Origin of the sequence: Gracilibacillus alcaliphilus (assembly GCF_016909015.1) — a bacterium.
Taxonomy (GTDB): domain Bacteria; phylum Bacillota; class Bacilli; order Bacillales; family Amphibacillaceae; genus Gracilibacillus; species Gracilibacillus alcaliphilus.
Map to the genome: position 1 here is coordinate 64,244 of NZ_JAFBFA010000016.1, position 12,658 is coordinate 76,901.

Genomic DNA, 12,658 nt, shown 5'->3' on the forward strand with positions numbered 1-12,658 from the left:
TGCAAAAAAAAACACGCAAACTCCTAATTTGTTTCACTTATAAGAAGTTGCGTGTGGGATATATACTTTGTAATGGATGGCTCCGCTTGTTTCCAGCTATAGTGCTTTTGACGCTTGTGGGATGGCATTTTGTTGGACGGCTTCTTTGATAAGGCAGTTTCCTCGTCCATGCGGGATGCACATCGGTGTACCAAAGATGGGGTCACATGCGATTTGACAGCGCATGCGGAATACAGCAGATACAAGTTCAGATGAAATAGTATCTTCAGGTTTCCCTTGAGCATAGACCTTTTTATCCTTAATAGCGATAATATGATGCGCATAGCGGCTTGCTAAGTTCAAATCATGTAATACCATGACAATCGTCCGGCCATCCTTTTCGTTTAATTCAAACAGGAGATCCAGCACATCGATTTGATGTGTTAAATCCAGATAGGTGGTCGGCTCATCTAGCAGGATAATGTCAGTATCTTGTGCTAAGGTTAATGCAATCCATGCCCGCTGCCGCTGACCGCCCGACAGCGAATCAACAGGCTGATCCTTTAAGTCGGCCATATTAGTATCTTGTAATGCCTTTTGTACGGCTTCTTCATCTTCTTTAGACCATTGTTTCATAACTTTGCGATAGGGATGTCTGCCTTGTTTGACCAGCTCATATACCGTTAATCCTTCAGGACTAGTTGGTGATTGAGGTAAAATGGCAAGATTTTGCGCGACTTCTCTTGTCCGCATTTTGGCAATATTATGGCCGTTTAGTATCACGGTTCCTTGCTTCGGCTTTAATAAACGTGCCAAAGAACGTAATAATGTGGATTTTCCACAGCCGTTTGGGCCGATAAATACAGTGATCTCCCCTTTGGGAATAGAAATATCCAATTCTTCTATAATAATCCGGTCTCCAAATCCAAGTGTTAAGTTACTTGCCGTTAATGAATTCAATGGAAAAGCCTCCCTGACCTAAAAATGTGCGTATTAGCTATTACTTTCATTTTATTGCCTCCAAGTCTAATAGTCAATGATAATAATTTTCAATTAGGTGACAATCTGATTAAGGTAAAGGAGCGGAGGCGAGAAGGAAGGATCAAAAAACTCGGATGACCGTCACGATTCATCCGAGCTGTGTGCTATGATCACTTTATTTAAATAACTCAAGAAACATATCAATCGTTTGTTCAGAAGCAACTAGGCCGCTGTTAGTCCAGTTACTTTCATCTTCAATATAATATACATGGTCGTTTTTAACGACGTCTGTGTTATTCCAGACACTGCTGTCTTTCAATGCCTCAATACCTTCATCGTTTTCATAGCCTAGGATAATCATATGATCTGCATCGATTTCTGAAAGTTTTTCTAATGCAATAGGGTTCCAAGCCTCTTCTCCTTGTCCTAGTTCTTGGACAAGACCAGGAACTTCTACATCTAATTCATTGTAAATCATGTTGGCGGAGTGACGGTTCTCCTCAAACAGGAAGTATTTTCCACCTACCACCCACATCATGGCAACAGATTCGTCGCCTAATAATTCATCCAGCTCTTCTTTGGCTGCCGATACTTTTTTATCATAGTCTGCTAATGTTTGTTCTGCTTCTTCCTCTTTTCCTAACAGTTCTCCAAACTTCTGTAAGCGAACTTTCCAATCGTTTTCTTCTTCTTCAGATAATACATATGTTGGTGCTATGGCGGCGTAATCTTCATAAGAACCTTCATAATTATCCAAGACATGATCCAAAATAATAAGATCAGGCTCGATACTAAGAACTTCTTCCAACGGCAATGTCCACTCTATCGTGTCTACATCTGCTAGATCAGCTTCTAAATAGTCTTGGATGCTTTCGCCAATAGCCCATTTTGCAACAGGTTTTACACCTAGTGCAATCAATGTATCTTCATTATAGGAAGCAAGGACTTTTTCTGGGTTGGCAGGTACGGTAACTTCTCCCATATCCGAATCAACGGTAATATCCGTAGTTTCTTCGGTAGTAGCCTCGTTGGAATCGTCAGATGTATTTGAATCATCAGACTCACTGTCATTATTACCACATGCGGCGAGAAGCAACAAGCTAGTAAGTATGAACAACAATAAATATTTCTTTTGTACTAATTTATTCATTTCTTTATCCCCTTAATATGTTATAATGAACATCTAACGATAATGATAATCACTTTCATTTGTAAAGTCAACCCATTTTATATGAATACAGAAGTGTGTATCCTGTATTAAGCTGAGAAAGTGATCTATGGTAAAACCATATTCCATGAAGAAACTATAGGAGTATATAGATAAATGAAATTGTTTACACGATCTTCTCAATTAACGAAAGCATTTATTAATAGTATCGGTATTTGTCTTGTTATTCTTTCGATTGGCGTATCTATTTCTTATGGTGCCACAACGATTGATTTACAAACGGTTTGGCAGGCTGTTTTTCAATTTAGTGATGGGGAACAGGCGCATCAGGTTATTTGGGAGCTGCGTATACCGCGAGCCTTAGCTGCTGTGTTGGTGGGGGCGTTTTTAGCTGTGTCTGGAGCAGTGATGCAGGGTATGACACGTAATCCGCTAGCATCGCCATCCATAATGGGAGTAACAGATGGTGCGGCTTTTATGCTGGTAATTATGCTGGCTTTTTATCCGGCAGTTTCTAATACGGGTTCCATGCTTGCTTCTTTTATCGGTGCAGGGATAGCAGTAACTTTAGTATTTTTAGTAGGTTCCTTTTCAAGCAGCGGGTTAACGCCGGTGAAGCTGGCTTTGGCAGGTGTTGCGATTGGTACGCTGTTACGTTCTGTTTCCTCTATCCTTTCGCTTCATTTTCAGTTGGAGAAAGATATCGGCTTTTGGCTTGCTGGCGGATTGGATAGTATCGGCTGGCATGCTGTAAGTCTGCTCTTTTTTGTCGGGATAATTGGTATGGTTCTGGCATTGTCAATTGCCAAATCAGTTACTGTCCTTAGTTTAGGAGATGACTTATCGACTGGACTAGGACAAAATAATACATTTATTAAAGTGACAGGAATTATTGTGGTCTTAATCTTAACTGGAGCGGCTGTTTCTGTAGCGGGTTCTGTAGGGTTTGTCGGCTTGATAATTCCGCATATTGCCCGGTTTATTATCGGAACAGATTACCGCTGGATTATTCCAACCTCGGCGGTGTTCGGTGCTTTATTACTTGTGAATGCAGATATTGTGGCGCGAATGATTAATGCCCCTTTCGAAACGCCGGTAGGAGCGATTACGTCCATTATTGGTGTTCCATTCTTCCTCTACTTGGCAAGAGGCAGCGGGGGTGAGAAAAAATGAATACACTAGAAAAACAAAAACGTCGCCGGTTTTGGATCATTATCGGCATATTATTAGTTGGAATTATTGTTTTTTCCTTTATCAGTCTGCATTTAGGAGCGATTTCCATCTCCCCAAAAGAAGTGATACAAACGCTGATGGGGCAAGGAACAGACAAGCAGGAACTGGTACTATTTAAGTTTCGGCTGCCAGGAATTATTTTGGCATTGTTAATTGGAGCTGGTTTAGCCGTTTCTGGGACGATTATGCAGGGAATCACCCAAAATGGTCTTGCTGACCCCGGAATTTTGGGGATAAATTCTGGAGCAGGGTTTGCGATTGTTCTATTTATTTATTTCTTTCAGGGTGTCATTCCAGCAACCAGTGCATTAAACACCTATATGCTTCCTTTTGTTGCTTTAATTGGTGCGTTTACAGCAGCTATTTTGATATACACTATCGCTTGGAAAAAAGGTGTCTCTCCGATTCGGCTTGTCTTAGTCGGAATTGGGGTGAATGCAGCATTTGGCGCGCTTTTGACCATTTTACAACTGCGAATGGATCCGCAAAATTATCGTCAGGTAACGATTTGGCTTTCCGGTGAGATCTGGAGTGCCAATTGGAACTTTGTCCTTGCTTTGTTGCCGTGGATGTTTATTTTGATCCCTATTGCTATAAAGAAAGCAAGAAATTTAAATGTCTTCCATTTAGGTGATGATGTGGCTTCCGGGCTGGGTACATATGTGGAGCGGGAACGGGGCGTCTTATTATTTATTGCAGTTGCCTTAGCGGGAGCGTCCGTGGCAGCGGGAGGAGCTATTGCCTTTCTGGGACTTGTTGTCCCTCATATTGTTCGTAAGCTGGTCGGACCTTTGCATCATTATGTCATTCCGATTTCTGCCTTGTTAGGGGCATTTATCTTAATGGTGGCTGATATGATCGGAAGTAATTTACTAGCACCGACAACCATACCTGTAGGGATTGTTGTATCGATTGTCAGCACACCTTATTTTGTTTATTTGTTGATGAAGACCAATTAAAACCATGAAGGGATTCGATAGCAATGCAAGAAGAGATATATGATGTAACGATAATTGGCGGCGGCCCAGCAGGGTTATTTGCTGCCTTTTACAGTGGAATGAGAGAGATGAAAACAAAGATTATTGAATATCTCCCCTATCTTGGCGGAAAAGTGCCGTATTTTTATCCAGAAAAGGTTATTCGTGATATCGGTGGTATTGTACAAGCAACTGGGGAAGAAGTAACCGATCAATTAGTACAGCAAGCAATGACATTTGATCCCACTATTGTTCTTGGAGAACGCGTGGTAGGTATGCAGAAGAGGGCTGACGGCAATTTTCAGCTGATGAGCAGTAATGGACAGGTGCATTATTCCAAGACAGTGCTGCTGGCCACCGGATTTGGGATCTTGCATTCGATAAAATTAGACCATCCAGAAGCGATAGATTATGAAGAAAAAAGTTTGCACTATACAGTAAGGAAACTGGCGGATTATCAGGATAAACATGTCTTGATTTCCGGCGGCGGCAATAGTGCTGTGGATTGGGCTTTGGAACTTGAAGGCATTGCCAAACATGTAACCTTGATTCACCGCCGGGATCAGTTTAAAGGGTTGGAAAGCAGTGTTACCAAACTGAAGAATTCCCGTGTCAATGTGATGACGCCATATGAAATCAAGGCATTGCATGGCATAGACGGGCAAATAGAAAAGGTAACACTGCGGCATACAGAAGGGGACGATGGTGATATCGAATTGCCTATAGACCGGTTAGTTGTTAATCACGGTTTCCAAATTAATTTAGAACCAATTACTTCATGGGGATTGGACATGATAGATGGGATGATTGCGGTCGATTCCCGTATGCAGACATCGATGGAAGGTGTATTTGCCATTGGTGATATCGCTCATTATCCGAATAAACTGGGGTTAATTGCCGGTGCTTTTAATGAAGGACCCATTGCTGTCAATCATGCGAAGAAAATCGCAGATCCAAAGGATCCTGTAAAACATTTATTCTCGACGAATTATGCAGCGTTTACGGAAGAAGACTAATATCCGGAGAAGTGTTTTGTTATGAAAACAGACAAAAATGAAAAAATTCCATTTGAGACTGTGCTCTATATTAAAGCGTTAGGAGACACTGCCACCTTGTTGGCAGTCTTTCTAAGGGTTGCAATTGGTCGCATTATTTGTCATAATACACATATTAACTTAAGGAGGGATTATACTAAATGATCGTAATTATCCGTGTTTTGAACTGGTAACAGAATAGTTCATAAGACTCTGTAGTGATCAGAGTTACACGGGATACGTTTATCCATTTTTATAATATCTCTCTTCGGTACACTTGAAAGGGAAAGGTGGATTTTCTGCCTTTCTCTTTTTTGTGTTCCATTTTTTGCAAAGATTTATGCATCCGCAAATCCCTTTTTTCTGATCACGTACAGAGTTAGAACTGTAGATTGATTTAGAAAAAAGGAGAGAAGAGAATGAGAAAACGAAATAAGAATAAGTGGACAAACAGAAATATGAGCAAGGGAGGCAAAGATGGTAATATTCGAAGAGGTGAGCCTCCCAATTTTACTGGACAGCATTTACTGCATAATAAAGGGATTATACATGATATCGTGAAGCAGGCTGAAATACAGCAAGATGAAACAGTGATTGATTTTGGCGCTGGTAAAGGTGTGATGACAGAGGTCCTAGCCCAGAGAGCACGCCAAGTGCTGGCAGTTGAAATAGATCAAAAATTCTTAGCGGCATTAGACAGAAGGTTTGCTGATCACAACCATGTGAAAATCATTAATCAGGATATTTTGCAATTCACCCTACCGAGAAGCGAGTTTGTAGTGGTATCGAATATTCCATACGCAATCACCACGCCAATGATGAAAAAGCTGCTTGATAATCCTAATCAGAATATGTCTCGAGGTCTGATTGTGATGGAGAAAGGGGCTGCCAAACGGTTTACATCAGGGCGTATAAAAGATATCTATGTATTACTGTGGCGGATGTATTTTGATATTAGGATTGTCAGACATATAGCGAAAACTAATTTCTCTCCGCCGCCAAAGGTTGATTCCGCATTAGTGATTATCACAAGGAAAAAGCAGCCGTGTATTGCTTATCGAGAGGCTAATTTGTTTAGAAAGATCGTCAAACCCTTATTAAGGCAGCCGGATATGCCCATAGGGATAGCACTTTCCAGTATTTTAACGCATAAGCAGGTAAAAATTTTGCGAAAGAAATTGGGGGTAAATCATGAGTTTCCAATTGGCTATCTTTCGGAAAAACAGTGGGGAGCAGTGTTTGAGACAATTGTGAACCATGCTCCTGGGTATATGAGCGGTAAGAAAAGGTAAAAATATGATTGGTTTTCATCATCATAAAGTCTGATTTAAGAGCTGTGTGAACATTTTTATTATATAATTAGAATTAAGAGTAAAATGAAGTTAATAATTTCAATTGGTTTTTGATCCTTATATAGAAAATGGATAGAATTTGACAAGTGATGAGAGTTCATTTAACAATAAGCGGGAAATAATAGAGCGCATTCTAGTATCTTTAAACTACTTTTATACTTGGATTTAATAAGTATAAAGGTAGTTTTTTCTGTTCTTTTATTGCCAGTTTCCATATAGATAAAATAATACATATCACAATAGTTCAACACCTAAACAAAAGCAAGAAAATATAGATGGTAATAAAAGAATTTTTTAATCAGTTGTACGTATACTATTAAAATACATGCGTTAAGTTGTTTGCTGTGAAGGAATATCGTGCATATAACTAGGACGGATATAAAAATTTGGAGCAAAAGGAGAATCTAATGGACGCTATTTTCTTTACTATTTTTTCGTTCGTTTATTTCATATTATTCCTATTAGCTATAAGTTTATTAAAGAAACATTATGTTCGAAGCACCGTATACTTAATACCTGTTATCGCAGGTCTGTTCTATGATAATACCATTCTTACTATAGGTCGCTTCATTGATGAAGGGGATTTATTAGAAAATTTAAATATTGCAAGGTATTGGATACATGCTTTCTTTACGCCTTTTCTTGTACTATTCGCTTGGAAGACACTTGAGCAAGCGAGCTTGCAATGGGCAAGAAAGACTTCTATCCGAATTTCCGCTATAGGCTTAACTGCATTACTCGTGCTTTTGGAATTATATACTGAAGTATTTAATCTTAACATCGAAGCAAAATGGGAATTTGGAGTGCTAAGTTATAGGAGCTTGGAGCCTTCAAGCAATCCCCCATTCATGATATTGATTGTCTCGCTCGTATTAGTTGTAGCTTCTATCCTCATATGGACTAAACAGAAATGGGCTTGGTTTTTTATTGGCTCTTTATTAATGATAATTGGAAGTGCTATTCAGTGGCCTATAAAGAGCGGTGCTATTACCAATCTTTTTGAGCTGATATTAATCATTTCATTACTTGGAACAGCTTACTTTCAGAGGAAAACTTAAATCAATATAGACGGCATTACTAAAGTCTATTTAATAAACATAGGGTTAAATTAATGGACACATTTTTAAAAAAGGAAGGTAGTAACAGCTCTTCACAAATAAAAAGTGTGCTATTTTCACATGTTCCATTTAGCAAAATTAAAAATCGTAACTACTCCAGCCAATTAATGATTTCTTTAATAGTCAAATCTTGCTGTTTCTTTGTAGATATAGATGCCTCTAAATCGTTTTTTTGCGCTCCATACATACCAAATTGCGCATGATTTCCACCTTTAATTTCAACGTACTTAGTTGATTTCGGATTATAGATACGATTTTTTTCGATCTTATTCAAGGTACTTAATCCATCAAATTCTGCATAGATAGAAAGAGAAGGAGTAGTTAACTCTGATAAATTATAGCTATCATTTGTATACGATCCCAGAAAGAATAATCCGTCAATTTTGTCGGGATGTTTTTTTGTATAAGCCGCTGCCATAGATCCACCTAATGAATGTCCGCCAATATACCAAGTGGTAATTGATTCATCAAGTTGCATAACATCATCCGCTCTATTAATCCCGAATACAGCAAAATTTAATGGCATCGATGGAATGAACACGTTATAGCCCTCGTCTGCTAGTTGTTCAGCGAGATAGCTATATGCCAGTGCTTCTACTTTAGCACCAGGATATAGAATAATTCCAACTTCGGATTGTTCTTCTGGTGTGAAAACATAAATAGAGCCTTCCTTATTATCAATTACCTCTGAAAGATCAACAAGCTCTTTAAGTTCATTGGTAGGCTTATATGTGATTTGTGACCAGATAAGAAAACATATAGCTGCTAGAGCGACTAATCCTCCAGCAATTAACATGGTTCTTTTAAAAATTTTCATAGAAAAGTCCCTTTCATTGTAGCTCTCCCATTATAACATTTATATTGCAAAACATTTTTATCTAATCTAATTTATAGATAAAAGCAAAGAAAGCAGGAAACTGTTGATACTTTATGTTATTGTTGGCCGCCCGTGGCGACAGTGCCGATGAAGGCAATAACAATAGTGCTGAGAACAATGAAGAAACAACAAGTGCAGATGTAGCCATTACAGCCACTAATTGGGAGTTTGCTCAAGAAAAGTGTACCATACCGTACCGGCAGCTGAAGTTACGAGTGAAGAAGATATGCATGGTATCGAAGTAGAAGGTATAGATATGGCGATTGATAGTGATGGGGAAAGCACAGCTGAATTAGAACCAGGTGAATAATATATTAGATGTACGATTACATGTGGAGAAGATCATGACGATATGACAGCCACATTAATCGCAGAATAATACAATCTTGAGATAAACGTATTTGGAAGTAACCAAGGGGCAATGTATAAATGGAAAATGATTAATCATATAAGAAACGGGGTCGTTCTTACTAAAAAAAGTATCCATCAATTTTGTTGGAGGGATACTTATTTTTTGTAATCTTTCTGCATGATATAATAAGAGAGGAAGAACTACATATTTTACACACAATGATCCGTGATGAAGAGGATAGAATAGGAGAAGGAATTTGAAAAGGAAAATATGGATTGCGCTAGGAAGTATTATAGGAATCTTACTTATAGGACTTGTGGTTGCAGGGAATTATTTTTATGACCAAGGTGTAAAGCGAGGGACAGACATTGAAATTCACCAAGAGGCAGAAGCAGTCAATGCGGTAGCGGATGAAGAAGACCAGCTTCTCCTAGCGGAAGCAAATGCATGGTATGATGAGCAGCAACCTGACATTTTAGAAATAACTTCATCTGATAGCCTGAGACTACATGCAAAATATATCCAAAATGAGCAAGAGGCAGGCAAAGCAGTGATATTGGCACATGGGTTTCGGAATACCGGAGATGATATGGGGAAATTAGCAAGGCTTTATTATCAAGAAGGCTTCGACATCTTGCTGCCAGATGCCCGCGGACATGGTGAGAGCGAGGGGGATTACATTGGTTATGGCTGGCATGAAAGGCATGATTATTTGAATTGGATCCAGTTTTTAATCCAAGAACGTGGAGCGGCAGATATCATATTGCATGGTAATTCGATGGGGGCCGCAACGGTTCTGATGGCCAGTGGAGAAAATCTCCCGAGTGAAGTCAAAGGCATTATTGCCGATAGCGGCTATAGTTCAGTGAAGGCGGAGCTCCAACATCAATTGAAAAACATTTATAATCTGCCGTCTTTTCCACTATTAAATGTAACAAGTGTGATTACAAAGATCAGAGCAGGGTATACCTTTGAAGAAGCCTCCGTTGTCAAACAAGTGCAAGAAAATACGCTTCCATTGCTCATTATACACGGGGAGGATGACGATCTGGTTCCGACTGCTATGGGTCGTGAACTATATGAAGCAGCAGGCGGAGAAAAGGAATTATGGATTGTTCCAGACGCTGGACATACGAAAGCATTTGATAATGTAACGAGGGAATATGAGAATCGTATCAAGGCATTTTTGGATAAAGAACTGTAGTAAATGATGGATGATTTATAACCATCTGCGAGGACAGGCTGACAAATAGTTGTAAACCAAGAAACTAGATCATGCAGCACCAATCTTTTGATTTGAAATGAGGCGTACACCATGTTAACGGAATATCAATAAAAAACTACGATGAAGATGATTCAGAACGATGGTTGTCCATTTCTAAATTCTAGTAAGAAAAAAAGTAAAGCACTCCTGATAGAGGCTTTACTTTTATGTATCTCAATGCTTCGCATAATGCAAACCAAGTTGATAAGCCTTTCTCATCCAATTCTCTACATAGCCTGGCTGTACATCAATTGTTTCATACAGCAGTTCAAATTGTGAATGTGGGATTCCGCAATAATCAGCCAGCCCGATATTAAAGTAATGATCCATCATTTGATCATATTTCCTCTTTTCAAAGCGTTCAATAGGCGCTCCAGCCAAACTGAGCCATAATACATATTGATGTTGCAGCTTATTTGGCCCATAGGCAAAGCCGTAGTTCCACACCCGGTCAATATAGCCCTTCATCATAGCCGGCATACTCCACCACCAAAGTGGAAAGATAAAGGCTAACGCTTCCGCATTCTCCATACGTTTCATCTCGATATCGACCTTGGTTGAAAAGTGTTGGCTGCTGGAAGCCCAATCAGGTTCGTCTTCCTCCATTAACACAGGATCAAAGCCGCTGCGGTATAAATCCAATGTCTCCACTTCATGACCTGCTTGTTTCAGTCCCTCGATAAATTTGCCAGCCACTTGAAAAGTTAAGGAATCTTCCCTTGGATGTGTGATTACTGTTAATACTTTCATGTGTCACTGTCCTCTCTGATCCTCCAGTTCAATCTGGATTTGTGATAGATAAAGTGTATAATAGGATATGAGTTCAGTAAAATGAATAATTCAAATAGAAATGATCACTAAAAATGATAGGTGGAAATGAATGGAACTGAGACATCTTATTACGTTTAAAACCATTGTAGAGACGGGAGGGTTTAAGAAGGCTGCAGATGAGTTAGGTTATGCCCAATCATCGGTCACTTCTCATATCAAAGAATTAGAAAACGAGTTAGGCCATCCGCTGTTTGACCGTTTAGGCAAGCGAGTGGTTCTGACGCAAGTGGGGAAGCGATTTCTCCCATATGCTATAGAAATTATTAACCTCTATTCTAAGTCAAAGGACGTTATTCAAGAGACAGGTGAGCCGGCAGGGGAATTAACGATTGGTGCCAGCGAATCGATCATGATTTACTGGCTTCCCGATATCTTGAAATCCTTTAGAGAGAAGTATGCTAAAGTGGATTTGAAAATGAAGGCAATTGATTATAAGCAATTATCATCTCAATTAAAAAAGGGAGATATCGATGTCGCCATTTTAGTGGAAAAGGAGGGCTGGAATCCTAAAGAGTTGACGATTAAAAAAGTAAAAGAAGAGAGGCTTTCCTATATACGTGCCGTAGATAAAATCAATCATACCATTCCAGAAACCATGTTCCTAACGGAGTACAGCTGCAGTTGGAGACCTATGATCGAAGACTATCTTAAACTAAAAGAACCAGCCTCTATGTCTAAAATAGAACTGCCAAGTGTGGAAGCAATAAAGAAATGTGTGCTCTGTGGTTTAGGGCTAGCGATGCTTCCTTATTTTACGGTAGTGGATGACATTCACAGGGGAGAACTGGAGGAAGTAGAGCTTCCTAAGATGAACAAAGACCTTTCGATTTATACTGTCTGTTATAAAGGGAAATGGCTATCAAATAACTTGCAAGCGTTTTTTGATGTGTTGGATGAACATACAGGCACCTAATTCGTTAAAAAAGGAGAATGTATCATGAATGAAAAAACGGCTCTTTTGGAAAATATTACCTTTCAATTTAGTATCTCTAAGCAACTGCTGGAATATCACCTTACCTCGCTGGAACAAGAAGAATACAGCTGGCGTTCGCCAAATGCCGGACTTTATATCCAAGAGGAAGGGGGGAAGTGGTTTGCCAAACTGCCTGAATCAGAAGCCTATGAAATTGGAACGCCCAGTATTGCGTGGACATTATGGCATATTACCTTCTGGTGGGAGATGGTTTTGGATCACTCCTTTGGAGAAGGTACGCTGACACAAGAGGATATCAAGGTTCATGAACAAGTGGAGTCAGTGAAGACAGCTATCCATACCTTGATAGAAAAATGGGAGCAGATCCTTGCCGGTGTAACGGAAGAGGAACTCTACAGCAAAGCATACAGTAAATTTCCATTCAACAATGAAGTGGCATTCCATCAGTTAGCATCCTGGCTCAATCTTGAATTAATGAAAAATGCCGCAGAAATAGGTTATGCCCGTTTTGAATATGCATCTACTAAGAAATAGCATAGGATAGATTGCCAGAAAGGA

At 39.5% G+C, this 12,658-nt stretch carries 13 protein-coding genes; 9 read left to right on the plus strand and 4 right to left on the minus strand.

The window, feature by feature from the left end; all coding sequences use genetic code 11:
• Positions 1-96: 96 nt before the first annotated feature.
• Together JOD18_RS12915 and JOD18_RS12920 are read right to left on the minus strand one after the other, a co-directional pair.
• Complete coding sequence (locus tag JOD18_RS12915) at positions 97-939, minus strand: ABC transporter ATP-binding protein (RefSeq protein WP_204669454.1); 843 nt, start codon at positions 937-939, stop codon at positions 97-99.
• Positions 940-1,135: 196 nt separating this feature from the next.
• On the minus strand, positions 1,136-2,110 hold the full coding sequence (locus tag JOD18_RS12920; RefSeq protein WP_204669455.1) for an iron-hydroxamate ABC transporter substrate-binding protein: 975 nt from the start codon (positions 2,108-2,110) through the stop codon (positions 1,136-1,138).
• A gap of 174 nt (positions 2,111-2,284) precedes the next feature.
• On the opposite strand from JOD18_RS12920, the gene JOD18_RS12925 reads away from it, so the two are divergent.
• From JOD18_RS12925 to JOD18_RS12945, 5 genes are all read left to right on the plus strand, one after another.
• Positions 2,285-3,301, plus strand: a complete 1,017-nt coding sequence (locus JOD18_RS12925; RefSeq protein ID WP_204669456.1) for a FecCD family ABC transporter permease — start codon at positions 2,285-2,287, stop codon at positions 3,299-3,301.
• The gene (locus JOD18_RS12930) at positions 3,298-4,320 is read left to right on the plus strand and encodes a FecCD family ABC transporter permease (RefSeq protein ID WP_204669457.1); all 1,023 of its coding nucleotides are present in this window, start codon (positions 3,298-3,300) and stop codon (positions 4,318-4,320) included. Before JOD18_RS12925 ends, JOD18_RS12930 begins: the two co-directional genes overlap by 4 nt.
• Before the next feature lie 17 nt (positions 4,321-4,337).
• On the plus strand, positions 4,338-5,354 hold the full coding sequence (locus tag JOD18_RS12935) for an FAD-dependent oxidoreductase (protein WP_204669481.1): 1,017 nt from the start codon (positions 4,338-4,340) through the stop codon (positions 5,352-5,354).
• 476 nt (positions 5,355-5,830) lie between these two features.
• A complete protein-coding gene (erm, locus tag JOD18_RS12940) occupies positions 5,831-6,664 on the plus strand; it encodes a 23S ribosomal RNA methyltransferase Erm (RefSeq protein ID WP_204669482.1) in 834 nt (277 codons plus the stop codon).
• A gap of 467 nt (positions 6,665-7,131) precedes the next feature.
• Positions 7,132-7,782, plus strand: a complete 651-nt coding sequence (locus tag JOD18_RS12945) for a hypothetical protein (protein ID WP_204669458.1) — start codon at positions 7,132-7,134, stop codon at positions 7,780-7,782.
• A gap of 151 nt (positions 7,783-7,933) precedes the next feature.
• Here the strand turns inward: JOD18_RS12945 and JOD18_RS12950 are convergent, their stop codons facing one another.
• Positions 7,934-8,659 (minus strand): alpha/beta fold hydrolase, encoded by a 726-nt coding sequence (locus JOD18_RS12950; protein ID WP_204669459.1) that lies wholly within the window; start codon positions 8,657-8,659, stop codon positions 7,934-7,936.
• Between the two features lie 241 nt (positions 8,660-8,900).
• Between JOD18_RS12950 and JOD18_RS24615 the strand changes: the two genes are divergently transcribed.
• Positions 8,901-9,029 (plus strand): hypothetical protein, encoded by a 129-nt coding sequence (locus JOD18_RS24615; protein ID WP_275583010.1) that lies wholly within the window; start codon positions 8,901-8,903, stop codon positions 9,027-9,029.
• A gap of 298 nt (positions 9,030-9,327) precedes the next feature.
• Positions 9,328-10,275, plus strand: coding sequence for an alpha/beta hydrolase (locus tag JOD18_RS12955; RefSeq protein WP_204669460.1), 948 nt, complete (start codon positions 9,328-9,330; stop codon positions 10,273-10,275).
• A gap of 234 nt (positions 10,276-10,509) precedes the next feature.
• Here the strand turns inward: JOD18_RS12955 and JOD18_RS12960 are convergent, their stop codons facing one another.
• Complete coding sequence (locus JOD18_RS12960) at positions 10,510-11,085, minus strand: NAD(P)H oxidoreductase (protein ID WP_204669461.1); 576 nt, start codon at positions 11,083-11,085, stop codon at positions 10,510-10,512.
• 130 nt (positions 11,086-11,215) lie between these two features.
• On the opposite strand from JOD18_RS12960, the gene JOD18_RS12965 reads away from it, so the two are divergent.
• Both JOD18_RS12965 and JOD18_RS12970 read left to right on the plus strand, forming a co-directional pair.
• Positions 11,216-12,079: a LysR family transcriptional regulator gene (locus JOD18_RS12965; protein ID WP_204669462.1), complete on the plus strand. Its 864-nt coding sequence runs from the start codon at positions 11,216-11,218 to the stop codon at positions 12,077-12,079.
• Positions 12,080-12,103: 24 nt separating this feature from the next.
• A complete protein-coding gene (locus JOD18_RS12970) occupies positions 12,104-12,634 on the plus strand; it encodes a DinB family protein (protein ID WP_204669463.1) in 531 nt (176 codons plus the stop codon).
• Positions 12,635-12,658 lie beyond the last annotated feature (24 nt).